A 23,954-nucleotide genomic window follows, 5' to 3' on the forward strand; every position below is an offset into this window, starting at 1 on the left:
CTTGCTTTTCGGCTTCTTGTCATATAACGTTGCCGCTGGATAATTTGTCCAGCGGCTTTTTTTTGGGGAAAACAATGATCGGCTTCATCATTTTTCTGGCAATCGTGCTTGCCATCGTGGTGTGGATGGTGGGTATCTATAACCGCCTGGTGAGTTTTCGGAATCGCTTCAAGAACGCGTTCGCTCAGATTGATGTGCAGCTGAAACGCCGTTACGACCTGATCCCGAACCTGGTAGAAACCGCCAAGGGCTACATGAAACACGAGCGCGAAACGCTCGAAGCGGTGATCTCCGCGCGTAACCAGGCCGTCACGGCAAACGCCAAGGTGGCAGGCAACGCCACCGATGCGGCCGCAGTCCAGCAGATGGTCACCAGCGAAGGCGCGCTCAGCTCCAGCCTGGGAAAATTGTTTGCGCTGTCTGAAGCCTATCCTGACCTGAAGGCTAACCAGAACATGATGCAGCTCACCGAAGAGCTGACGGGCACCGAAAACAAAATCGGCTTTTCGCGCCAGGCGTACAACGACAGTGTGATGGAATACAACACGGCCATCGAACAATTCCCTGGTTCGATTTTCGCCAACATGTTTTCATTCAAGCCAGCTGAACTGCTGCAAGCCACCGAGGCGCCGGAAGAACGCAAGGCAGTCAAAGTCACATTCTGAGCTGGTCCGACGCAGCCGGCGCGATGCCGGCTGCCTTGCATCTGGCATCCCGACCTCTCTTGACTGAGCTGCGAGCATGACTTTCTTTGAACAACAGCACCAGGCGCGGCAAGAAACCAGGAAACTGGTGTTCCTGTTCGCGCTGGCGGTGATTGCGATCGTAGTGGCTGTCAACCTGGCGATGGCGCTGGTATGGACTTTCAAATTCGGTGCGCATCACGGCTTCATGCGCAACTATCCAAAGGGCTTCTTTGAAACCAACACACTGATCACGCTGCTGCTGATCGGCGGCGGTACGCTGATCCAGACGTTCAACTTGCGCGACGGCGGTGACGCCGTTGCGCAAATGGCTGGCGGCCGCCTGGTCTCGCCGGCCACGCGTGACCTGCAGGAGCGGCGCTTGCTGAACGTGGTCGAAGAAATGGCGCTCGCTTCTGGCATCGCCTGCCCCAAGGTTTATCTGCTTGAACAAGAGGATGCGATCAATGCCTTTGCTGCCGGCTACAATCCGAATGAGGCGGTGGTTGCAGTCACGCGCGGCACGCTCAACCGGTTGACGCGTGATGAATTGCAAGGCGTGGTCGGCCACGAGTTCAGCCACATCCTGAACGGCGACATGCGTCTCAACGTGCATCTGATCGGCGTCCTGTTCGGAATCCAGATGATCGCCGGTTTCGGTCAGCAACTGATGAATTTTGGCAGCAGCTTCTGGGATGTCCGCGACCGCAACGACAAGGGGCCGCCATGGCATCTGGTATTGATCGTCACTGGCCTGGTGTTGTTCGTGGTCGGGTATATCGGCATCTTCTTCGGTCGTCTGATCAAATCCGCCGTATCGCGCCAGCGCGAGTTCCTGGCCGATGCCAGCGCAGTGCAGTTCACGCGTAATCCGGACGGTATCGGCGGTGCGTTACGCAAGATCGGCGGCCTGACCGACGGCAAGAAAATCGGTTCGCAAATCAATCATGCAAATGCCGAGCAACTGTCACACCTGTTCCTCGGCAGTGCCCGCCCTAACCTTCTGGACGGCTGGTTTGCCACTCACCCGCCGCTCACAGAGCGCCTGCGGCGCATCTACGGCAGAAGCATGGGACCGCTTGAAGCGCCAGAGTTGGCGGTGCCGTATGCCGAGCACAGCGAACGCCTGGCCGACTTGCCCTTTAGCGCCGCAGGTTTTGCTGCTGCTGGAGACGCGGTGGCAATCCAGACGCCGACGACAACCGGCACGCCAACGCCATCGCTTGAATTCGGAAATAGCAGCGGCACGAAATCTCCGTTGACGCCGCAATTGGACGGCGCCGTGCGTGATCCTGTAGCGGCTTGCGCAGTAATCTACGCGCTACTGCTGGGGAGTGATACGGAACGCGATCAACAATTGGCAGTGCTCAAAAAAGAAGCAGAACAGCAGGCCGCGCTGACTACCTACCTGGCCGAATCAATCGCACAGTTGCCGCTGAGCGCGAGGCTGCCGTTGGTGGATCTGGCGATGCCGGCGCTGCGCCAGCTAAAGCAGCCCGAACGCGACAAATTGCTGGCGATTGTCGATCAACTGATTGCCGCCGACAACCGCATCACGCTCGCCGAGTTCGTGCTGCAAACCATCCTGGCGCGCCGCCTGCGGCCACGCGCCGGACGCCTGGTGCAGATAAAGTTCAATCGCCTCGCCGAGCTGAAGAGCGACATCGCCGTGCTGCTATCGCTGGTCGCGCACGTCTGCGTGCCATCTACCTCCGCTAACGCAGGTGAAGCGCGCATCGCGGCCTTCCTGCGTAGCGCCCAGCTATGCCCCGAGCTCGATATCGCTGCCAAGGATTATTGCGATGGCGCGGGCCTCAGCTTTCCGCGCGTGCGCCAGGCGCTGGACAACGCCAACCGCCTGGCACCGCTGGCCAAGCCGCAATTGGTGAAGGCGTTGCTGGCCGTCGCCGATAATGGCAGTGCCGATGGCGGCCAATTGGATATCGCCAGTGCCGACATCTTGCGCGCCATCTGCGCCGGTATCGAAGCGCCGATTCCGCCGGCGGTTGCCGCTACTTATCACGCTTATCCGTGGCAATTCGATAACTAAACGACGACTTCGACAAAGATTTGCGCCGGTGACTATAATGGGATCTTTCGGGCTTTGCCCATGTTGGGATTTCCGCCATGCAACCTCAAGTTGAACAATCCGCCGGCAAACGGCACTGGATCAAAGCCGTGGCCGCTGTCGCGGTGATTGCTGTGGCCTCGGCTGGCTACATGTCGATGTCGAAAAAGGATGTTGCGCCTGACGTCACGTTCACCAACCTCAAGGGTGAGCAGGTATCGCTGAAGAGCATGCGCGGCAAGGTGGTGATGGTGAACTTCTGGGCCACCAGCTGCACCACCTGCGTGGCCGAAATGCCGCAGATGGTCCAGACCTACAACATGTACAAAGACAAGGGCCTCGACTATGTGGCAGTAGCCATGAGTTACGACCAGCCCAACTATGTGACGAACTTCGTGGAAACCCGTGGCTTGCCGTTCCAGGTCGCGCTGGATTTGCAGGGCAAGCTGGCCAACTCATTCGGCGACGTCAAGTTGACGCCGACCACTTTCGTGATCGACAAGCAAGGCAACATCATCAAGCGCTATGTCGGCGAACCCAAGTTCGCGGAATTGCATGCGCTACTCGACAAGGCACTCGCAGCATAATGAAAAAGGCGCTTCAAGCGCCTTTTTATTGCCCGTCTAAAATGAAAACGCTATCTTGAAGTGGCGCCGCGCGAGGCCGTGTCATACAAGCCGGATGCGGTGCGCAACAGCTTGGCGGCATCGCCCAGCGCCTGGTTCGACAGGCCGGTATCGGAGAGCACGGTGATCAGGCACTCCTCGCGCACTTCGCGATATTTAAGGCAAAGCGCGTAACCGCCGGGGGTAGCTGAAAAATAGGCTTCCTTGCCGACCTTCTCGCTTTTGATGTAACCGGCTTTCACCAGTTTCTTGAGTGCGTAGCTGGCGATATGGGTGTCCTCGATGTTGAGCACGAAGCAGATATCGGCAAGGCTTTTTTTGCGTTCGCGGTGGCAAACATGGTGCAGCAATGAAACCTCGACCGGCGTCATGTCCTTGACTCCGGCGGCCGACATGCAGCGCGTCATCCAGCGATTGAAGGCATTGCCTGCAATAATCAATGCGTATTCCAGTTCCGACAACTCGACACTGCTTTCCGAAGCCAGGTGTGCGGAAGAAAGGATTTTAGGGGCGGCACCGTTCATACATGTCCTCAACGCCAAGAAAACCAAATCATACAACCAGTTATACCCGGAATCGATGAAATCCCGGTAGCTGGAGCGCCGTGATTTCAACAACAATATAAACTATTTATGTACAAATTATTGACATTTTATTTTTGTTAGATGATATTGCAAGCTGTTCCAAGCTATCAGCGATCCAATAAAGAAGTGTTGAGGATACGGCAATCAGTCGCGCAACAGCGGCATTTGCGCCGTCCGCAACAAGATGATTCTCTCAGGCACCTCAGTGCAGAAGGAACCCGGCCGCAATGACCCAGCCCGTCATACAAGCACTTGGTGAAAGCGCCTTGATATTGAATACAGGGTCCAGCGCGACCCTGGAACACCAGCAGCGGCTATGGGCCATCGCAGCTCAGGCGGCACAATGGCCGCATGTCCGAGATATCGTGCCCGGCATGAACAACCTGACCATCCTGTTCGACCCGCTGGCAGCCGATCCTCAGCAACTGGAAGAACGCCTCCAGGAGGCCTGGGACACTGCTGCAGTCAGCCAGAAGACCGGCCGCAAAATCGACATTCCGGTGGTCTACGGCGGCGACAGCGGCCCCGACCTGGAAGAAGTGGCGCGCCATACCGGCTTGGCGCCGGCTGAAATCGTCAAGCGTCATACAGCGACCGAATACATCGTCTATTTCATCGGTTTCCAGCCTGGCTTCCCGTATCTGGGGGGACTTGATCCAAAGCTGGCGACACCGCGCCGCAGCGAGCCGCGCGTGATCGTGCCTGCCGGATCGGTCGGCATAGGCGGCAGCCAGACCGGAATTTATCCGGCGGCCTCGCCCGGCGGCTGGCAATTGATCGGCCATAGCGCATTGCAACTGTTCGATCCGAATGAAAATCCGCCCACCCTGCTGCAACCCGGCGACCGTGTGCGCTTCGTCGCCAGCGAGGTGATCCTGTGATCAAGATCATCCGCGCCGGCCGCCTCAATTCGGTCCAGGACATCGGCCGCAGTCATTTCCGTCATCTCGGCATCTGCCAATCCGGCGCCCTCGACCGTACGGCCTTATCGATCGCCAATATGCTGGTCGGTAATCCGCCCGAGGCCGCGGCCATCGAATTCACGCTCGGCCCTTGCGAACTGCGTTTCACCTCGGATTGCCGCATTGCATTGGGCGGTGCTGATTTCGGCGCAACATTGGACGAGCGGCCACTGTCGCGATGGTGGAGCGTGCAGGCGCGCAACGGCCAGACCTTACGGCTGAACGCCGCGCTACATGGCATGCGCAGCTATCTGGCCGTCGCCGGCGGCTTCAATTCGGCGCTGCAGCTAGGCTCACGTTCGACCGATCTGCAAGCTGGCTTCGGCGGCCACGCCGGGCGCACACTGACAGAGGGCGACAGCCTGTCCGTAGGCGAGTTGAACGTTCCCGACGCAGCTGTACATGCCGCTCCGTCATTCGGTGTGCGTGCACCGTCCTGGTATGAGGCCGACGACAGCGAGCCGATGCCGATCCGCGTGATCCCCGGCCCCGAATACGATTCGTTCACGGTAGCGGCGCATCGGGCGTTCTGGAACGAGACCTGGACCCTGACGCCGCAAAGCAATCGCATGGGTTTCCGCCTGAGCGGCCCCGAACTGAAAATCAAGAAGGGTAACGACCTGCTGTCGCACGGCGTATTGCCGGGCGTGATCCAGGTGCCGCCGGCCGGCCAGCCGATCGTGCTGATGGCCGATGCGCAAACCACCGGCGGCTACCCGAAGATCGGCGTGGTCATCGGCGCCGACCTGGCCAGGCTGGCGCAACTGCGCTTCAACCGCACGCTGCAGTTCGTCGAATGCGACGCTGTCCAGGCACGTGAAGCGCTGCGCCGTGACAACCTGTATCTACAACAAATCGAGGCAGCGATGCACTGGTTGCGTCCGGCAAGAAAGTAAGGAGCACATGATGCCTAAGAAAGATATCCCAAAAAAACACCCGCAGTTAAGCGTCGACCTGAACGCTGACCTCGGCGAACAAAGCGACGGCAGCGACGAAGCGTTGCTGGCGCTGGTCAGCTCCGCCAATATCGCCTGCGGCTGGCACGCCGGCAGCGCGCTGATGATGCAGCAATGCGTGGCCTGGGCGGTCGATCAGGGCGTCGCCATCGGCGCCCATCCGAGCTTCCCCGACCGGGACAATTTCGGCCGCACCGAAATGCAGCTGCCGCCCAACGAAATCTACAGCGGCGTGCAGTACCAGATCGGTGCACTGGCGGCGATCGCCGCCGCCAATGGCGCACAGCTGGCACACGTCAAACCGCACGGCGCGCTGTACAACATGGCGGCGCGCGATGCCGCCCTGGCCGACACCATCGTCGCCGCCATCTACGATATCGATCCGACGCTGACGCTGTTCGGCCTGGCCGGTAGCGAACTGATCTCGGCCGCCCAGCGCGGCGGCCTGACCGCCATCGAAGAAGTGTTCGCCGACCGTGGCTACAACCCCGATGGCAGTCTGGTCAAGCGCGGCACACCCGGCGCCCTGATCGAAGACGAAGAACAAGCACTGGCACAAACCATGCATATGATCCGCGAAGGCAAGGTGCACGCCATCGACGGCAGCTGGGTGCCGCTCAAGGCGGATACCGTCTGCCTGCACGGCGATGGTGCGCACGCGCTGGCATTTGCGCGCCGCATCCATGCCGAACTGAACCAGCAAGGCATCGCCATCCGCGCGCCGCAGATGACCGATAGCGACGCCTTGTTCCCGTTGCTGGGCTAATCGATTACACCAAGAAGTGAAAAATCGACGACGCGCCAGCGACCGTCATCAACCCTAGGAGATATCAATGGACGTTTCAGGACTGCTGCCTCTCATCGGCATACCCATCGTGGTGGCCGGTTTTGCGCTTAAATTCAACCCCTTGCTGGTGGTGTCGGTAGCCGGTCTGGCGACCGGTTTGTCAGTCGGCATGGATCTCGGCACGCTGCTCGAAACCTTTGGCGAAAAATTCATGAACAGCCGCTCGCTCGCTGTTTATGTATTGATCCTGCCGGTGATCGGGCTGCTTGAAAGCTACGGTCTGAAAGAGCGCGCACAGGACTGGATTTCCAGCATGGCAAGCGCCACTTCTGCGCGCATCCTGATGTTGTATTTCGTGCTGCGCCAAGGTCTGGGCGCACTTGGCCTGACCTATATCGGCGGCCAAGCGCAAACCGTGCGGCCGCTGCTGGCGCCGATGGTGGAAGGCGCAGCGGCAGCACGCCACGGCGACCTGCCGAAACATATCCGCGACAAATTGCGCGCGCATTCGGCGGCCTGCGATAACATCGCTGTGTTCTTTGGCGAAGACATTTTCATCGCCTTCGGTGCGGTGCTGCTGATGGATGCCTTCCTCAAGGAAAACGGCATCCAGAATATCGAACCGCTGCATCTTGGCCTGTGGGCAATTCCGACTGCCATTGCCGCCCTCCTCATCCACATGGCTCGCCTGGTGCGTCTGGATGCCAGCATCCAGCGCGATGTCGATGCATGGAAAAAATCCGAAGGAAAAGAGGTGACAGCATGAATACCCTGATCACCATCAATGAAATCTACTATCTGATCGGTATCATCGTCATGCTCTTGGTCGGCATGACACTGCGCGACAAGGGCAATCCGAAACGCCTCACTACTGCGCTGTTCTGGTTCCTGTTTGGTTCCGTATTTCTGTTCAGCGACTTGCTCATTGCCGGGTTCGGCAAACAGATGGCTATCGCATCATCGGTGTCGAGGTGTTGCTGCTGTCGCTGATCGCCGGCTGCGGCTTGCTGTCGATGGGCAGCTACAAACAACGCAGCGCCGAACAACGCCAGGCATCGGCGAATCAGTTCGGCAACTGGATATTCCTGCCGGCAGTGCTGATTCCGGTGGTGACTGTAATCTGCACGGTCCTGCTGAAAGGTGTGGCTATCGGCGGCGTCTACATCCTCGACCAGAAACAACTGACGCTGGCGGCATTGTGCGTCGGTTGCATCTGCGCCATCCTGGCCGGCTGGAAGCTGACCGGCGGCACACCGCTGCACGCAGTGCGCGAATCGCGTCGGCTGCTCGACGCCATCGGCTGGGCATCAGTGCTGCCGCAAATGCTGGCGATGCTGGGCGGCGTATTCGTTGCAGCGCAGACCGGCAAATCGGTGCAGGAAGTGGTCGGCCTGTTCGTCAATCCCGAAAATCGCTTCATGCTGGTGGTGATCTATTGTGTCGGCATGGCCTTGTTCACCATCATCATGGGCAACGCTTTCGCCGCCTTCCCGGTGATGACCGCCGGCATTGCGCTGCCATTCATGATCGTCGGCCACCACGCCGATCCGGCGCCGCTGGTCACGATTGGCATGCTGGCCGGCTATTGCGGCACATTGATGACGCCGATGGGTGCAAACTACAACATCGTGCCGGCGGCGCTGCTGGAACTGAAAGACAAATACCAGGTCATCAAGGTGCAGATTCCAACCGCAGTGACACTGCTGGCGGCCAACATACTGCTGATGTACTTCATCGTATTCCGCTAAGGAGAAACCATGCATCTGACCCAGGAGCAAGTCTCGGCCTTCGCTGCGCTACCGCTGCGTTCGCTGCGCCACGAGTATCCGAACTACATCATGCACGCCCTCAACGGCCCGCAGGACGTGTTGTCGCCGCGTGCGCTACATCCGGTGTTCTACGGCTGCTACGATTGGCATTCGTCAGTACACGGCTACTGGTTGCTGGCGCGTTGCGCGCGCCAGTATCCGGCGCTGCCGCAGCAAGCGGAAATCGCGACGCTGTTCGAGGAACATTTCACCGCCGCCAACATGCAACAGGAACTGGCGTATTTCACGGCGCCCGGCCGCACTTCTTTTGAACGTCCATATGGCTGGGCCTGGCTGTTGGCGCTAGCGCAAGAACTGGAAAGCTGGCCGCATCCACGCGCGGCAGCCTGGCTGGCGGCGATGGAGCCGCTGGTGGCAGATATACGCAACCGGGTGCTGAATTTCTTCCCACTGCTGAGTTACGCAATCCGCGTCGGCACGCACTACAACAGCGCCTTCGCACTCAGGCTGATATTGGATTTTGCCCGCCACCGCAAAGACGCCGAACTGGAAAGCGCTGTAGTCGCAGCCGCTTGCCGCTACTTCATTGCCGACAGCAATTACCCCGCACACTACGAGCCGGGCGGCGATGAATTCCTGTCGGCAGCGCTGACCGAAGCACTGTTGATGGCCGATGTGCTGGAGCCGGATGTCTACGTCGACTGGTTCGCGCAGTTCCTGCCATCCCTGCCCGATGTCGACCGGCTGATGAACCCGGCCGAAGTCAGCGATCGGAGCGACCCCAAGATCGCCCACCTGGACGGGCTCAACCTGAGCCGCGCCTGGTGCATGAAGCGGATCGCGCGGCGCCTGCCGGAACATGATGCAGCAGCGGCCACCTTGACGGCGGCAGCACAACGCCATATCCAAGCCAGCCTGCCGCATGTCGCCAGCGGTCACTATGCCGGCGAACATTGGCTGGCGACGTTTGCCATGCTGGCAATGGAAGCACCGGCTTAAACACCGTAGGAGGATGGCGGAATTCATGCCGCCATCAATCTTTGCTGCATTTCCCATTCGCAGGAATCCCATGGAAAAAACTTCACAGAACATTTTGCTGACCGGCTTCGAGCCCTTCGAACGAGAGCCGCTGAATCCCTCCTGGGAAGCGGTACGAACGCTGGACGGCTGGCAATGCGACGCTGCTCGTGTGGTCGCACGCCAGTTGCCGTGCGTGTTTGGCGAAGCGCTGCAAGTGCTGGATCAACTGATCGCCGAACTCAAACCAGTGCTGGTGATCTGCGTCGGGCAGGCCGGTGGACGCAGCCAGATGTCGCTGGAGCGGGTAGCGATTAATGTCGACGATGCACGGATTGCCGACAACGCCGGCCGTCAGCCGATCGACCAGCCGATAGTCGACGACGGTCCCGTGGCGTATTTTTCAACGCTGCCGATCAAGGGCATGGTAAAGGCGATGCGCGACGCCGGCGTACCAGCGGAAGTATCACAAACCGCCGGCACTTTCGTTTGCAACCACGTGTTCTACGGCTTGATGCATCGGCTTGCCACACAGGCGCCGAACGTGCGCGGCGGCTTCATTCACATCCCCTATATTCCATCGCAGGCGGCGCGCCATCCCGGCCAGCCTAGCCTGGCGCTGGAAACCGTGGTCGAAGGTTTGCGCAGCGCGTTGCAAAGCGCAATGAATCTGCAAAAGGATGTCAAGGAAGGTGGCGGCCAGTTGCACTAATGGTGCGTTAAATGCCGGCCCATTTTTGTAATCCGTTGGACCAGCCTTTTAAATTCCTGATCTTCCTGAAGCCGATCTTGTATGATGGACGAGACTCAAGGACGTCTGTACCGATTCCGCCAGCGGCATGTGCAGGACTTCCTTGGCAGGGTGAAAATGCCCTGATAACGCAGTCTTGCCACAGGAACCTGTATGTCGGAAACCAAAGTCGTCGTCGTCAGCCCGGAAGGCGAGTTGTACGCCGGTAGTGCCGGATTGGTCACCCTGCCGGGCATCGCCGGCTCATTGGGCATCCTGCCGGGTCATACCCCGCTGCTCACACGCCTGAAACCAGGCGCCGTCCATATCAAACGCGTATCCGGCGAAGACGACTTCATCTATGTCGCCGGCGGCTACGCCGAAATCCAGCCGTACTCGGTCACCATTCTGGCCGACACCGCTATCCGCGGCAAGGACCTCGACGAAGCCAAGGCCACCCTGGCCAGGCAACAAGCCGAGGAACGCCTGCACAACCAGACATCGAATATCGATTACGCACTGGCGCAGGCCGAACTGGCCGAAGCGGTGGCGCAATTGTCCACGCTGGCGCAGATGCGGCGCGGTAAATAGTTTGGTTTGGATTATCCGGCGTAGGCTCGTTGATCCTCCTACGCCGCTTGCTGCAAAAAACGCGCTCGAATTACCGCGGTTGCGGTCGCGCTCCGCCATGCGGCCTGCCGCCGCCGTGGTTGCCGCCATTTGGCGGTCTGACGTGACCGCCGCCAGGTGGTTTGCCGCCACCCGGTGGCCTGACGTGCCCGCCACCTGGCGGCCTGGTATGTCCACCGCCAGGCGGTCTGACGCCTATCGGCGGACGGGCGCCATGTCCGGGAGGAGGCCTTACACCGGGGCGATGTCCACCGCCAAATCCAGGCCGGATATGCGACCAATGCGCCTGATTACGGTACCATGGACGGCCACGATAATATTGTCCCCAATAGGCGCCAATGGTGAATGCCACAATCGGCAATCCGATCGCACTACCGTAACTCATCAACGGCACCTGGCTGCCCTGGTACGGATAATTCAGATTCTGCGCATAGACCCAGCCGCGATTACCGTCCGGCAGGTACACATCGCACCAGGTATAACCGTTGATACAGCCCGCCACCGTCACAGACATGCCGGGAGGTAACTGGCCACAAGCGGGTAGTCGCGCGCCGGGCCGGCGCGCAGGTTGACAGGCTTGCTGGTAAAAGCCTGCTGTTGCGCAGATGCGGCAACAGGAAGGATGAGGCAGGCAGCTGCGATCAACGGAAACAGCCTGGTGCGGATCATGAGCATCTCCAGTAGGTTGGCGACCGATACCGCGTCCTGCACAGTCTGCAATTCCGGTCTACATTGTCGTATCAAAAAGCCGAGTCAAGCATACCCCTAAACAAATACCCCGTGGCCGCTTTACAACACACTGCCGTATCATTCCAGCAGAATACTATTGGCGCACCGCCCAGAAGGTGGGATGCCGTCAGCCACAATCATTTACGAGATCCCACCATGCGCCCTTACAAACGGCTATTGATCGTTGTTCTGTTTCTGGCGGCACTGCTGGCCTTATTTCAATTTTCCGGGTTGCGGGAACATTTCAATTTGGCGTTTCTTCGTCAACAGATCATCGACAATAAAATCAGCGGCCTGCTGATCTTTGTTCTGCTGTTTTGCCTGGGTAACATGATCCAGATACCGGGCTGGATATTTCTCGCTGCCGCGGTACTCTCTCTGGGAAAAATCTGGGGTGGCCTGGCGACCTATATCGCGGCAGTCATCTCTTGCGGCTTCACTTTCCTGACAATACGCTTCATCGGCGGTGATGCGATGCGAGGGTTGAAGAACCCTTATGCACTGAAAATGCTCCGCGGTCTCGATGCGCACCCAATCAAAAGCATCGCGTTGTTGAGGGTGCTGTTTCAGACCGTCCCCGCCCTGAATTACGCGCTGGCGTTATCTGGCGTGAAATTCTATAAGTACCTGATCGGCACCATGCTCGGTTTGCCATTGCCTATCATGCTGTATTGCCTGTTTTTTGATTATATTGGCAAGCTGCTACATCTGTATTGAGCCGCCGCGTGGCCTGAGGCCAATGCCATATTTCCTTCACAAGCGCGCGATGGTTCGCCAAAAAATCGCACCGCGCTCATGTCAATCACAGAATTAATTCAAGGTAGACATCAATGTCGGGCCGCCATCCGACGGCAGCGGCTTTAGACCAATCAACCGCATCACAAGAGGATAAACGTCAACGTTGTCGAATGGCGCCACCACGATGTCTGATTTAAATGACGGCCCTGCAGCGATAAAGATCGCCTGCATTTCCGGAGCCTGGTTGTCGTAGCCATGTCCGCCGGCCGGCGTGTGTTCTGCGGCCTTGTCGCTGGCGGCAATTTGCCAGCCGACTTCCGCAAGGCAGATGAAGCGCGGTACGCGCGCATTGCTGCCATAGTGAAAGCGTGCCGGTATCTCTTCCTTGCGCCAGCACTGCATGTGATCGTGCGGTTTCAACAGTGCGAGCGCCAGCGTATTTTCTTGCCCCGGCTCGGCTTCCAATCCGGCATAGGTGCCGCTCGTGATCAGCCGATAGCTTGATTTTTCTGCGATCTGGTCCAGCCGGATGACACGCTGCCTGCTCATTGCCGCCATGCCATGATCAGACACAATGACGATGTTGGCCTTCATGTTGCGTGCCTTCAGTCCAGCCATCAGACGCCCGATCGCCGCATCGACGTGAGCCGCCGCCTGGGTAGTTTGCGGCGCGTCAGGACCATACTCATGTCCGGAGTGATCGACTTCGTCAAAATAGAGCGTCAGGAAAGCGGGGCGGGACGAGATCGGTTGATCCAGCCACCCAAGTACGGTGTCCACGCGATCATTCGCAGGCACCTTGCTATCGAAGCGGCGCCATTGGCCAGGGCGGACACCTTGGATTGCTGTCTCGGATCCAGGCCAGAACATGGTCGCTGTACGCACGCCGTTTTTCTCCGCTGTACTCCACACCGGCTCAGCTTCATCCCACCAGCGGCGATCCGCCAAAGCTTCTCGATTGCCGAGGCTAAAACGCACGTTCGGTATCTCTTTATCCTCCATCGTATTGCCGACAACGCCGTTGCGGTCCGGCCTCAAACCCGTTACCAGCGCGTAGTGGTTAGGAAACGTGATGGAGGGAAAAGACGGCAGCATCGCCTCTGCGCGGGCGCCCTGCTCCGCCAAGCTATTGAGATGCGGCGTGACCCCGCGTTTAAGATAATCCGGTTTGAAGCCATCGATCGACACCAGAATCACCGGGACAGGCTGCGGCGTTTTATCGTCTTGCGCGACCGGCTTGGGCGCAATCTGCGCGCAACCAGTAATCAAGACAACCAACACTACGCAGAACAATTCGCGCAAGGACAGATCGGCAATAATATTTTTCACGGCATTTTCTGTAAAAAAGGAGCGATGACAGAAGATAGCAACAATTTATTACCGTGACATGAACCAGCTGGACGGATCGACGCGGCATTGCTCGACGCCGGCGCACTTGACCGATGCGTTTTCAATCTTTTGAAAAAAAGCCTCCGAAGAGGCTCTCAATACATTCGAGATATTAACGTTCATCGAAACCATGCTGGAACTGGCGACTGAGGCCTGGACCGCCCCATTCAGCTTGAAAATTGTTCAGGCCGAAGGCCGACGACGCATTCGGCCCCCTCGCCAAATGATCAGGAGGGGCCGCACCGTCAATAGCTCTTGTAGGGAAGGAATTTTCCCGACAACACGACATTGACGCGATCGCCTTTGGGGTCGGCTTCACGCTGGATGTCCATTGAAAAATCGATTGCACTCATGATGCCGTCACCGAATTCTTCGTGGATCAATTCCTTGATCGTGGTGCCGTAGACGCTGACAATCTCGTACCAGCGATACAACAGCGGGTCGGTCGGTACCGCCGTCGGCAGCGAGCCTTTGTAGGGCACCACCTGTAGCCAGGCAACCGCCTCGTCGGACAAGCCGAAAATCTCGCCGACTCGTTCGGCTTGGGCCCTGTTGAAGGTCATCTGGCCCAGGCAGCCGGCCGTTGTCCATTCCTTGCTCATGCCAATGGCCTCAGCCACTTGGTGCCATTTGATGCCTTTGCTGACTTTCGCTGACAGGATCATGCTGGTTACTTCATTGCGATCGGAAATCATAGATACCTCAAGAAATGTTCAAGGAAAAAAGACCCACTGGCGATGACACTGAAAGTTAAAGGCCTAGCTCGGACAAACCCGGATGATCGTCGGGACGCCTTCCCAATGCCCAACGAAACTTGCGCTCCGCTTCCTTGATCGGCATATCGTTGATGCACGCGTAACGTTTTTGCATCAGGCCATCTTCGCCGAACTCCCAGTTTTCGTTACCGTACGAGCGAAACCAGTTGCCGGAATCATCATGCCATTCGTACGCGTAGCGCACCGCAATCCGATTGCCTCCAAAGGCCCACAATTCTTTGATCAACCGGTAGTCCAGCTCTTTCTTCCACTTTCGATCAAGGAACGCTTGCGCTTCGTCGCGATTGTTCGCGAATTCCGCGCGGTTGCGCCACCTGGTGTCGAGTGAATAAGCCAGCGCTACCTTGGCAGCATCTCGCGAATTCCAACCGTCCTCGGCAAGGCGTACCTTTTTGATGGCCGTCTCAAGTGTGAACGGCGGAAGTGGCGGACGAAGATTGCTATCGGATGACATGAAAACCTCCAGATCGTGAGTGAGTTGATTGAAATTCGACTCCGGCGAAAGATCAAAGACCCAGCAATTTGCGAGCAACATTTTGCGCGCTCCGAGCCGACTCCTTATTGCCGGTTACTAACGCTACCGTAATTGCACCATCGACCAGGACGAGAAGCTCCGAGGCCAGTTCTGCCGGATCTTCAACACGGCATTCTTCTGCAAGCTGCCGCAAGAAATTGAGCAACTTGATCTTATGTTCCTTCGCAACCGCGCGAATCGGGTCGTCTGCATCGCCTATTTCGCCCGCGGCATTGATGAATGCACAGCCCCTGAAATCAGCAGAGACAAACCACTTTTCAAGCACAGAAAACATCGAAAGCAGGCGCTCGGTGGGCGTGTTGGCTCGATTGGTCTCGTCGGTAAACCACTGCATCCAGCGTTCGTCGCGTCTTCTCAGCACTTCTGCGACCAATTCATCCTTGTTGAGGAAATACCGATAAATGCTTTTCCTCGCCACGCCCGAAGTCTTGACGATTAAATCCATTCCCGTCGCACAAATCCCGCCTGCGTAAATCAGGCGTTCAGTCGCTTCCAAGATTTTTTTCTGGGTTTCATTTGGGGAGATATCGTTCATGTGTTGAATGGTAGAACGAACGTTCTACCATCGTCAAGCGTTTTCATCGCACAAAGACGACAATCCGGCAGTACGAGCCCTCGCAGCCCCACGCACAAAATCAGCATGGATCGCTTGCAAGCTATGGCGCAGCTTGCGGGATTTGATTGCTTCGTCTTTGAGTCAGGAGAAAGTTTGAGGGCGCACTGATCCGGCGCATTGGAGTGCGTCAATCGGATAGGCTGGCTCCAGGACATCAGAGCGCACATAGTGTCTGACGGTATTTGTGGAGATGCCAAGCACCTGGCGATCTCCCTCATGGAGACTTGATCACGAAGATGCCACGTCGATCAAGCCAAATACCTGACAATTGCAAAAGCAGGGAGGACTGCTTGCGGCGAATTAATCGGCTTGCGAATGAGACATCGCCAAACCAATCAATCCGCCAGGATTTTTCACCCGTGGGAAAGGCAAAAGTTACTGATTTTTCACAGCCATGCCGGCATCATGTGCCTGCTGGTCTGCATGGTAGGAACTACGCACCATCGCGCCTACGGCGGCATGGGCAAAGCCCATCTTGTAGGCTTCTTCTTCGTACATCTTGAAGACGTCCGGATGCACGTAGCGCCGTACCGGCAGGTGATTCCCGCTTGGCATCAGGTACTGCCCAATTGTCAGCATGTCGACGTCATGAGCGCGCATGTCACGCATCACTTGCAGCACTTCTTCATCGGTTTCGCCGAGGCCGACCATGATGCCGGATTTGGTCGGGGTGTTCGGATGCAGGGCCTTGAAGCGTTTCAGCAGGTTCAGCGAATATTCGTAATCCGAACCCGGGCGCGCCTCCTTGTACAGGCGCGGCGCAGTTTCCAGGTTGTGGTTCATCACGTCAGGCGGCGCCAGGTTGAGGATTTCCAGAGCACGGTCCATGCGGCCGCGGAAATCCGGCACCAGGATTTCGATGCGGGTGTTTGGCGACAGCGCACGCACGTGGCGGATGCATTCGGCGAAATGGCCGGCGCCGCCGTCGCGCAGATCGTCGCGGTCGACGCTGGTGATGACAACGTAGTTCAATTTCAGCGCAGCGATGGTCTTGGCCAGGTTTTCCGGTTCGTTGACGTCGAGCGGATCAGGACGACCATGGCCGACATCGCAGAACGGACAGCGACGGGTACACTTGTCGCCCATGATCATGAAGGTTGCAGTGCCTTTGCCGAAGCATTCGCCGATGTTCGGGCAACTGGCTTCTTCGCATACCGTCACCAGGTTGTTGGCGCGCAGGATGTCCTTGATTTCGTAGAAGCGCGACGACGGCGATGCCGCCTTGACGCGGATCCAGTCCGGCTTTTGCAGGCGCTCGATTGGAACGATCTTGATCGGAATGCGCGAAGTCTTGTTGGCGCCTTTCTGCTTTTCGGACGGGTTGTAGCCGGCAGCAGCAACGCCAGTTTCGGTTGGCAGCGACGAGTTGGTTTCGGTTGTCATGAAGGCATTTCCTTGCTGTGGCTTAATTGCGCCCGGGCGCACTCAGTTATTCAGTTGATTCGATTAATTCAGTTAAAGCGGTCCATCAATTTGTGAGCAAGCGCTGACTGCACCTCTGAGAGAGCAGCATCAACACCCAGTGTTTTCATATCGACCGTCGCCAGGCCTTCGTAGCCGCATGGATTGATCCACGAAAACGGCGTCAGGTCCATGGCCACATTAAGCGATACACCGTGGTAGGTGCAGCCGCTGGCTCTGACTTTCAAGCCAAGGGCGGCGATTTTCGCACCTTGCCAGGCGCCGTCGGCGACATAGATCCCGGGCGCGCCGGGCTTGCGTTCACCGGCCAGATTATACGCTGCCAGCGTGTCGATCACCGCCTGCTCGATGCCTTGGACGAATTCGCGCACGAATAAACGCGCCGCCGGGCGCTGGCGACGCAGGTCGAGCAGCAGGTAAATCACCACCTGGCCAGGGCCGTGAAAGGTCACCTCGCCGCCGCGATCTGTCTGGATAACGGGAATGTCGTGTGGCGCCAGTACGTGGCTGCGATCGGCCCCCAGGCCTAGCGTAAATACCGGCGGATGCTCGACGATCCACAACTGATCGGGCGTATCGGCGCTACGCGCGTCGGTAAAGGCGCGCATCGCGTCGAAACTGGCTTGGTACGATTCAAGACCACGTTGAATAATCTGGGGGCGTTGCCGAAGATCGAGGGAAATGGGTTGCTGCGCGCTGGACATAGACGCCAGTGTACCGAAAATCAGCGCCCGGCGTGCAGAACCGGGCGCGTCATCAGGCTGCAGGCGAGGTCAGCAAAGCCTCTGGAGATTGCCATCCTGGCAATTTACTGATGCGTTTCAGCCAAGCGGCGACATGCGGCGGCAGCGTGACTTTTGCGTCGTCAGCCCAGAACAGGTAGCCACACAGGGAAAAATCGGCGATGGTTGGCTGCTCGTCCAGAATGAAGCTGCGGCCGTCGGACAATTCCGTCTCCAGCCGGGCGATATCAAGATCGAAACGCTGTTGCAGCCACGCCACGGCGCCGGGCGGGAATTCACCTGGGGCGGCAAAGCTGCGCGCATAGCGCAACTGCGGCAGGCACATGCCTAGCCGGTTGGCCTCCCAGAACAGCCATTCGCGCACGCGCGCCATGCGTGACACCGATTCGGCACCAAAACGGCCGGTGTGCTCGGCCAAATGGTAGAGAATCGCATCCGATTGCACATATGGCTGGCCGTCGTGCACTAGCAAAGGCACTTCGCCGAAGCGCGACAAGCTACGGAACGGTTCCGGCCGCAGGTGGCGCGGCTGGTCGATATCGATTGCCTGATACCTATGCTGAATACCGCCGACCGCCAGCATCAGGGCGACTTTGTAGACGTGCCCGGAACTGGCGTTGCCGTAGAACACGATACTGTCTTGCATATCCGGCATCTAATCAGCAGGTAACCGGAGCGCCGCGGTTGCTTGTCCCAGGCTTGCTGAAACCGGCGCGGGCGCTGGATGACGGCAGGCGGGTCGACAGTTGCTGCACCTGCACCAGGCTGCTGCTCTTGTCGGCTTCGATGACGATGTGGCTATCGGCAGCCACGGTCAGGAACTGACCTGCGGACAGCCAATAGTCATCGCCCTGTCCAGCTACCGTCACCCACACGCGGCCGCGCATGATTTGCAGCGTTTGCGCCACTGGGGCGATCACCGACATGGCCTGGCCGGCGCCGATGGTCAACGATTCGTTAGCTAATAATTTTCTCATGATGTCACTCCTTGGAACTGCTGGTATATTGATGGCTATATCTTCTTCAAAGCCCTTGATATAGACATTTCTCGTTTCTATGTGGCTATTTTAGGCAGTCGGTGAGGATTAACAAAACGAGTAATTTTCTCTCCTCTTGATAGTTTTTTTCATAGAAGATGGCCGATCTCCGTAAACTCCCGAACCTCTCTGCCCTACGCGCCTTCGAAGCAGCGGCGCGCAGTGAAAGTTTTTCCCGCGCGGCCGAGGAAATCTTCGTGACGCCGGGCGCTATCAGTCATCAGATCCGGGCGCTGGAACTGGAACTGGGAGTGCCGTTGTTCATGCGCCACGGCAAGCGCATCACCATCACCGCCCAGGGTCAGCGCTTTGCAGGCATCATCCGCAAATCGCTGAATGAAATCGCGGTTGCCGCCGAAGCACTGAAACTCGACGCCAAGCAAAAGCGCCTGACGATCTCGGCGCTGCCCTCCTTCGCGGCGCGCTGGCTGGCGCCACGGCTGTGGAAGTTCATCGACCTGCATCCCGATACCGAAGTCGTGCTGCAATCGAGCAGCCACCTCAATGACCTTGAACGCGAACCGATCGACGTCGGCCTGCGCTACGGCCTGGGCAACTATCCCGGCCTGGTGGTGGAAAAACTCATGGATGATTTTTATTATCCGGTGGCCAGCCCGCACTACCGCGGCGGCAAGTTGCCGAAAACACCGCAGGAATTGGAGCAATGCAGCTTGCTGCGGATGGATACCGAATCATCCTGGCTACCCTGGTTTGAGGCTGCAGGTATTGATCTGGTGGAGCCGACCGGCGGGCTACTGATCGAAGATGCCTCGATGCTGCTGCGTTCGGCTTCGGATGGTTTGGGAATCGCGCTGACGCGACATGCGCTGGCGCTGCAGGAAATCGCTTCGGGGGAGCTGGTGCGGTTGTTCGACGTCGTCGCGCGCTGCCCCTTATCCTATTATTTCGCCTGCACCAAAGAAGCGCTGGACAAGCCGCAGGTACAGGCTTTTCATCACTGGCTGAAGGCTGAAATCCGTAATTTCAAGGCGCAGAGCGAATGGCCCGGGGGACCCGAGCCTTGACGCAAGATATAAGCTGAATTTACAGCACCATCTTGACCATCGGATGGGAAGACAAGGCGCGGTACAGATTGTCCAGCTGCTCACGGTGGACGGCATACACATTCGCTGTCAGGCCGGTGTAATTGCCCTTGGACGACGGCCGCACCTCCAGCTTGTCGATGTGAAAAGTAGGGTCGTGCTGCTTCACTACGCCAACGATGGTCTCGACGAAAGCATCATGCGTCGGTCCCATGATCTTGATGGGAAACACGCTTGGATATTCGATCAGGCTGTCTGCGGGATCGATAGGCTTGGTCAGGTCGGTCATGGTCTTTTACTCTTTAGTGATGTTGCAAGCAGGTAGTTTACTCTCCTAGCTTATCAGCGGCGCGGCATTCTGCAAGAGCGGCTTGCCAAAACAGAAACAGGGTGGAAAGGCAATACTGCCCCCACCCTGCCGTTTTGCTTGCTGTGCGACCTGATAATTTCTTGCGGTCAGGCTGCCTTGGCTTGCTGATAGGCTTCGTATAACTGCTTGTATATGGGGCCTGGCTCGCCATTTCCAATAGCTTTGCCGTCGATCGAGACCACTGGCAACACTTCCTTGGTAGCCGACGACAGCAGCACTTCATCGGCGCTGAATACCTCGTCGCGGGAAATCCGGCGCGCTTCGAATGGAATGCCGCCGGCAGCGCACAACTCCTCGATCAAACGGTAGCGGATGCCTTCCAGGATCAAATTATCCTTAGGCGGCGCCATCAGTTTGCCGTTCTTGACGATCCAGACATTCGACGAGGAGGCCTCAGTCAACCAGCCATCGCGGAACTGGATCGCTTCCACCACGCCGTGCTGGGCGGCGTTCTGAGCTGCCAGCACGTTACCGAGCAGCGAAATCGACTTGATTTCGCAATGCAGCCAGCGCTGGTCTTCCATCGACACGCACGGTACGCCGCTGGCGCGCAGGGCCGTACTTGGCAGCACCAGCGGATTGGTCATGATGAACACGGTCGGCGTCAGCGGTTCTTTCGGGAACGCGTGGGCGCGCTTGGCGACGCCGCGCGTGACATGGATGTAGACCATCTGGTCGTCTGCCGGATGAGCATCAATCACGCCCTGGATCAGCTTCATCCACTGTTCTTTGTCATGCGGATTTGGAATACTGATTTTCGCCAGGCTGCGGAACAGGCGCGCCAGATGATGCTCGGCGCGGAATAATTTGCGTGCATAGATAGGAATCACTTCATACACGCCGTCGCCGAAAATGAAGCCGCGGTCAAGGACGGGGATGCGCGCTTCGGACAGCGGAGTCATGCTGCCATTGAGATAGACCAGCGGGTCTTGCATGATCGGATTCCTAAAAAAGTAGAGAGGTCAATTCTGGCACAGCGATGGCGCGCCCGGTATGCAAAAAAAGTATGTACAACAACCGTTGTTAGGGCTTTTCCGGTCGTTCAAGCAGCCGGCTGCGGCAATCTTTCGCATGGGCGGCGATGGCGGCGTTCGGCCTGAACCGCAAGCTGAGCAACAATTCGAGCCTGGCCAACTACCTGCGCATCGACACCAGTCGCGCCAGATGATTTCGGCGCGATGCGGTAGCATGTGCGTACTTCAACTTCGAGGACCGGCAACGCTCCTCCTAAGCATCGACCATGACCACTGAACTTACCCGCTGCGCCTGGGCCAATCCCGCCAATCCGCGCTACTTGGCCTATCACGACCAGGAATGGGGCCAGCCCTGCCACGATGAAGTACAACTGTTCGAAATGCTGAACCTGGAAGGGGCGCAGGCCGGCCTCAGCTGGGAGACCATCCTCAACAAGCGCGACAACTACCGGCGCGCGTTCGACAACTGGGACGCCAGGAAAATCGCCCGCTACGACCAGGACAAGATGGCTGCGCTACTGGCCGATGCCGGCATTGTCCGCAATCGCCTGAAAGTCGCCGCAACCATCACCAATGCCCAGGCTTATCTGCGCCTGAAAGCGGAGTTGGGCGGCCTGGATGCCTATCTATGGGCTTTCGTTGACGGTGAACCGATCCAGAACCAGTGGACATTGCTGGGAGGCAACCCCGCCAAGACACCTTTGTCGGACCGGATTTCCAAGGATCTGTCGAAGCGCGGCTTCAAATTCGTCGGTTCCACCATCATCTACGCCTACATGCAGGCGATCGGCATGGTCAACGACCATTGTGTCGAGTGTTTCAGGCACCAGGCTGTCAAGGAATAGCTGCGGGAGCCGTTCCCGGAGTAATTGTGCATTGAAGCGGTTGTGAGCGGTCACACAGAGTATCATCGCGCCATTCCGCGGCGCTAACGGGGTTGTTATGCGATTGTTGCCACCAGGCCCAATCGCAGCCACCCCACCCTCCTGCTTCGCTCGCGTCCACTTCAGTACCCTCACCCCAGGAATCCCCATGACCACCGAAAGTTTCATTGCGGGCAAAGATGCCTCGCTCGAATCGTCCATCAGTGCGATGCAATCCAGGCTGGACAAGCTCGGCTTCCATATTGAAGAACGCTCGTGGCTGCATCCTGTGGATGGCGTCTGGTCGGTGCATATCCGCGACCGCGACTGTCCGCTGCTGTTCACCAACGGCAAAGGCGCGTCGGAACAAGCTTCGCGCGCCAGCGCGCTGGGCGAATTCCTTGAACGCCTGTCCTGCAATTATTTCTGGAACCACTACTACCTGGGCGAAAAGAACGCCGACGCCGCGTTTGTACATTACCCGCGCGAAAAATGGTTCAAGCTCAACGACGACAACGAAAGCTGGCCTGACGGCCTGCTGACGCCGGAGCTGCAAAAGTTCTACAACCCCGAAGGCACGGTCGAGGCCACCACCCTGGTCGATTACAACTCGGGCAATGAAGAACGCGGCATTTGCGCGATCCCGTACGTGCGCGAGCGCGACGGCGCCACGGTCTGGTTCCCGGTCAACATTATCGGCAACCTGTATGTCAGCAACGGCATGTCGGCCGGGAATACGCCTGCCGAAGCGCGCACCCAGGCAATCTCGGAAATCTTCGAGCGCGCCGTCAAGTTCCGCATCATCAAGGAAGGCCTGTGCCTGCCGGATGTGCCACAAGAAGTGATCGCCCGCTACCCGCGCATCGCCGCCGGCGTCCGCGACCTGCGCGCCGCCGGTTTCGGCATCCTGGTGAAAGATGCATCGCTGGGCGGCAAGTACCCGGTCATGAACGTGACCCTGCTCAATCCGCGCGACCAGGGTTGCTTCTCCAGCTTCGGCGCCCACCCGCGTTTCGAGATCGCGCTGGAACGTGCGCTGACCGAACTGTTGCAAGGCCGCGCGCTGGATGCGCTGGACGGTTTCCCTGAACCGTGCTTCGACCTGGAAGAAATCGCGCATTCGCAAAACCTGGAAATCCACTTCGTCGATTCCAGCGGTATCATCGGCTGGAATTTCCTGCGCGCCACGCCGGATTTCGAATTCCGCGACTGGAATTTCAGCAGCACCACGGCCGAAGACTATGTCTGGTCGGTGGCCGCCATCCACGCTACCGGCCACGATATCTACATCGCCGATTTCGACCATCTGGGCGTGTACGCCTGCCGCATCCTGGTGCCTGGCATGTCCGAAATCTATCCGGTGGAAGACCTGGAATGGGATAACAGCAGCGCCGGCAACGACATCCGTGAGCCGATCCTTTACCTGTCCGACCTGGACGACGACGAGTGCGTCGACTTGCTGGAAACCTTGAATGAACTGGGCCTGGCCGACCAACGTCCGGTCGCCGCGCTGATTGGCCTGGCCGCCGATGCCGGCTCGTTGTGGAAAGAGTTGCGCGTCGGCGAACTGAAAACCTTGCTGGCGCTGGCCATCGGCGATCTCGATGCGGTACGCGAAGGCTGCGACTGGATCCGTCATTTCAACCAGATCAGCGTCGAGCGCCAACTGGTGTATCGCTGCATCGAAAGCCTGATTGGCTTGGGCGATGCCTCCGCTTATGTCGGATCGCTGCAACACCTGTACAGTGCAGCCACACTGCAGCAAGCCAGGGCCCTGTTGAACCGCGAACAACGCTTCTTCAGCTTGAATGCACCTGGCCTGAACCTGGAAGGCTGCGACATGCACCAACGCCTGCTGGCTGCCTATGCCAAGCTGAACGCCGCCAAACTGGCATAATCCGGCAGCG

27 protein-coding genes and 1 pseudogene are annotated in these 23,954 nt (G+C 58.2%); 15 read left to right on the forward strand and 13 right to left on the reverse strand.

Features of this window, described 5'->3' with window-relative positions; all coding sequences use genetic code 11:
- Positions 1–74 precede the first annotated feature (74 nt).
- The 3 genes from CAter10_RS20495 (at position 75) to CAter10_RS20505 (ending at position 3,338) form a co-directional block, all read left to right on the forward strand.
- The gene (locus CAter10_RS20495) at positions 75–665 is read left to right on the forward strand and encodes a LemA family protein (RefSeq protein WP_197467154.1); all 591 of its coding nucleotides are present in this window, start codon (positions 75–77) and stop codon (positions 663–665) included.
- 76 nt (positions 666–741) lie between these two features.
- Positions 742–2,733 (forward strand): M48 family metallopeptidase, encoded by a 1,992-nt coding sequence (locus CAter10_RS20500; protein ID WP_061534905.1) that lies wholly within the window; start codon positions 742–744, stop codon positions 2,731–2,733.
- A 77-nt stretch (positions 2,734–2,810) separates the two neighbouring features.
- The gene (locus tag CAter10_RS20505) at positions 2,811–3,338 is read left to right on the forward strand and encodes a peroxiredoxin family protein (protein ID WP_061534906.1); all 528 of its coding nucleotides are present in this window, start codon (positions 2,811–2,813) and stop codon (positions 3,336–3,338) included.
- Between the two features lie 50 nt (positions 3,339–3,388).
- On the opposite strand, the gene CAter10_RS20510 is transcribed toward CAter10_RS20505, so the two are convergent.
- Positions 3,389–3,901 carry a winged helix DNA-binding protein gene (locus tag CAter10_RS20510; RefSeq protein WP_061534907.1) on the reverse strand — a complete coding sequence of 171 codons (513 nt, stop codon included), beginning with the start codon at positions 3,899–3,901 and terminating at the stop codon, positions 3,389–3,391.
- A gap of 287 nt (positions 3,902–4,188) precedes the next feature.
- Between CAter10_RS20510 and pxpB the strand changes: the two genes are divergently transcribed.
- From pxpB to CAter10_RS20550, 8 genes and pseudogenes are all read left to right on the forward strand, one after another.
- Complete coding sequence (pxpB, locus tag CAter10_RS20515) at positions 4,189–4,842, forward strand: 5-oxoprolinase subunit PxpB (protein WP_061534908.1); 654 nt, start codon at positions 4,189–4,191, stop codon at positions 4,840–4,842.
- Entirely contained in the window at positions 4,839–5,819 is a 981-nt protein-coding gene (locus CAter10_RS20520) for a 5-oxoprolinase subunit C family protein (RefSeq protein WP_061534909.1), read from the forward strand. Before pxpB ends, CAter10_RS20520 begins: the two co-directional genes overlap by 4 nt.
- Before the next feature lie 10 nt (positions 5,820–5,829).
- Positions 5,830–6,645, forward strand: a complete 816-nt coding sequence (gene pxpA / locus CAter10_RS20525; RefSeq protein ID WP_061535484.1) for a 5-oxoprolinase subunit PxpA — start codon at positions 5,830–5,832, stop codon at positions 6,643–6,645.
- 67 nt (positions 6,646–6,712) lie between these two features.
- Positions 6,713–7,432 (forward strand): DUF969 domain-containing protein, encoded by a 720-nt coding sequence (locus CAter10_RS20530; protein ID WP_061534910.1) that lies wholly within the window; start codon positions 6,713–6,715, stop codon positions 7,430–7,432.
- A pseudogene (locus CAter10_RS20535) lies at positions 7,429–8,414 on the forward strand (DUF979 domain-containing protein). The gene CAter10_RS20530 and the pseudogene CAter10_RS20535 overlap by 4 nt, the downstream one beginning before the upstream one ends.
- 9 nt (positions 8,415–8,423) lie before the next feature.
- A complete protein-coding gene (locus CAter10_RS20540; RefSeq protein ID WP_061534911.1) occupies positions 8,424–9,434 on the forward strand; it encodes a DUF2891 domain-containing protein in 1,011 nt (336 codons plus the stop codon).
- 70 nt (positions 9,435–9,504) lie between these two features.
- Positions 9,505–10,164 (forward strand): pyroglutamyl-peptidase I, encoded by a 660-nt coding sequence (pcp, locus tag CAter10_RS20545; protein WP_061535485.1) that lies wholly within the window; start codon positions 9,505–9,507, stop codon positions 10,162–10,164.
- A gap of 192 nt (positions 10,165–10,356) precedes the next feature.
- Complete coding sequence (locus CAter10_RS20550; RefSeq protein ID WP_061534912.1) at positions 10,357–10,773, forward strand: F0F1 ATP synthase subunit epsilon; 417 nt, start codon at positions 10,357–10,359, stop codon at positions 10,771–10,773.
- A gap of 70 nt (positions 10,774–10,843) precedes the next feature.
- On the opposite strand, the gene CAter10_RS24070 is transcribed toward CAter10_RS20550, so the two are convergent.
- Positions 10,844–11,326: an SH3 domain-containing protein gene (locus tag CAter10_RS24070; protein WP_261340456.1), complete on the reverse strand. Its 483-nt coding sequence runs from the start codon at positions 11,324–11,326 to the stop codon at positions 10,844–10,846.
- Positions 11,317–11,481 carry an SH3 domain-containing protein gene (locus CAter10_RS23840; RefSeq protein ID WP_236905422.1) on the reverse strand — a complete coding sequence of 55 codons (165 nt, stop codon included), beginning with the start codon at positions 11,479–11,481 and terminating at the stop codon, positions 11,317–11,319. The genes CAter10_RS24070 and CAter10_RS23840 overlap by 10 nt, the downstream gene beginning before the upstream one ends.
- 111 nt (positions 11,482–11,592) lie before the next feature.
- Between CAter10_RS23840 and CAter10_RS23845 the strand changes: the two genes are divergently transcribed.
- Positions 11,593–12,258 carry a TVP38/TMEM64 family protein gene (locus tag CAter10_RS23845; RefSeq protein ID WP_231879081.1) on the forward strand — a complete coding sequence of 222 codons (666 nt, stop codon included), beginning with the start codon at positions 11,593–11,595 and terminating at the stop codon, positions 12,256–12,258.
- 93 nt (positions 12,259–12,351) lie between these two features.
- Here the strand turns inward: CAter10_RS23845 and CAter10_RS20570 are convergent, their stop codons facing one another.
- From CAter10_RS20570 to CAter10_RS20605, 8 genes are all read right to left on the reverse strand, one after another.
- Entirely contained in the window at positions 12,352–13,608 is a 1,257-nt protein-coding gene (locus tag CAter10_RS20570) for an alkaline phosphatase family protein (protein WP_231879083.1), read from the reverse strand.
- A 305-nt stretch (positions 13,609–13,913) separates the two neighbouring features.
- On the reverse strand, positions 13,914–14,363 hold the full coding sequence (gene cynS / locus CAter10_RS20575) for a cyanase (protein ID WP_061534916.1): 450 nt from the start codon (positions 14,361–14,363) through the stop codon (positions 13,914–13,916).
- 55 nt (positions 14,364–14,418) lie between these two features.
- The gene (locus CAter10_RS20580; RefSeq protein ID WP_061535487.1) at positions 14,419–14,898 is read right to left on the reverse strand and encodes a nuclear transport factor 2 family protein; all 480 of its coding nucleotides are present in this window, start codon (positions 14,896–14,898) and stop codon (positions 14,419–14,421) included.
- A 52-nt stretch (positions 14,899–14,950) separates the two neighbouring features.
- Positions 14,951–15,514 carry a TetR/AcrR family transcriptional regulator gene (locus tag CAter10_RS20585; RefSeq protein ID WP_061534917.1) on the reverse strand — a complete coding sequence of 188 codons (564 nt, stop codon included), beginning with the start codon at positions 15,512–15,514 and terminating at the stop codon, positions 14,951–14,953.
- 456 nt (positions 15,515–15,970) lie between these two features.
- A complete protein-coding gene (gene lipA / locus CAter10_RS20590) occupies positions 15,971–16,978 on the reverse strand; it encodes a lipoyl synthase (protein ID WP_061534918.1) in 1,008 nt (335 codons plus the stop codon).
- A gap of 68 nt (positions 16,979–17,046) precedes the next feature.
- Complete coding sequence (gene lipB, locus CAter10_RS20595; protein ID WP_061534919.1) at positions 17,047–17,721, reverse strand: lipoyl(octanoyl) transferase LipB; 675 nt, start codon at positions 17,719–17,721, stop codon at positions 17,047–17,049.
- Positions 17,722–17,773: 52 nt separating this feature from the next.
- Positions 17,774–18,415 carry a glutathione S-transferase family protein gene (locus CAter10_RS20600; protein WP_231879085.1) on the reverse strand — a complete coding sequence of 214 codons (642 nt, stop codon included), beginning with the start codon at positions 18,413–18,415 and terminating at the stop codon, positions 17,774–17,776.
- A gap of 4 nt (positions 18,416–18,419) precedes the next feature.
- The gene (locus CAter10_RS20605; protein WP_082798010.1) at positions 18,420–18,737 is read right to left on the reverse strand and encodes a DUF2917 domain-containing protein; all 318 of its coding nucleotides are present in this window, start codon (positions 18,735–18,737) and stop codon (positions 18,420–18,422) included.
- 158 nt (positions 18,738–18,895) lie between these two features.
- On the opposite strand from CAter10_RS20605, the gene gcvA reads away from it, so the two are divergent.
- Complete coding sequence (gene gcvA / locus CAter10_RS20610; RefSeq protein WP_061534921.1) at positions 18,896–19,822, forward strand: transcriptional regulator GcvA; 927 nt, start codon at positions 18,896–18,898, stop codon at positions 19,820–19,822.
- A 19-nt stretch (positions 19,823–19,841) separates the two neighbouring features.
- Here gcvA and CAter10_RS20615 read toward each other — a convergent pair whose 3' ends face one another.
- Both CAter10_RS20615 and CAter10_RS20620 read right to left on the reverse strand, forming a co-directional pair.
- Positions 19,842–20,129, reverse strand: coding sequence for a DUF493 family protein (locus CAter10_RS20615; protein ID WP_061534922.1), 288 nt, complete (start codon positions 20,127–20,129; stop codon positions 19,842–19,844).
- Between the two features lie 167 nt (positions 20,130–20,296).
- Positions 20,297–21,145, reverse strand: coding sequence for a D-amino acid aminotransferase (locus CAter10_RS20620; protein ID WP_061534923.1), 849 nt, complete (start codon positions 21,143–21,145; stop codon positions 20,297–20,299).
- Positions 21,146–21,450: 305 nt separating this feature from the next.
- Between CAter10_RS20620 and CAter10_RS20625 the strand changes: the two genes are divergently transcribed.
- Entirely contained in the window at positions 21,451–22,029 is a 579-nt protein-coding gene (locus tag CAter10_RS20625; RefSeq protein ID WP_061534924.1) for a DNA-3-methyladenine glycosylase I, read from the forward strand.
- Between the two features lie 187 nt (positions 22,030–22,216).
- A complete protein-coding gene (gene ycaO, locus CAter10_RS20630; RefSeq protein WP_061534925.1) occupies positions 22,217–23,944 on the forward strand; it encodes a 30S ribosomal protein S12 methylthiotransferase accessory factor YcaO in 1,728 nt (575 codons plus the stop codon).
- Positions 23,945–23,954: the final 10 nt, after the last annotated feature.

Source organism: Collimonas arenae (assembly GCF_001584165.1).
Taxonomy (GTDB): domain Bacteria; phylum Pseudomonadota; class Gammaproteobacteria; order Burkholderiales; family Burkholderiaceae_D; genus Collimonas; species Collimonas arenae.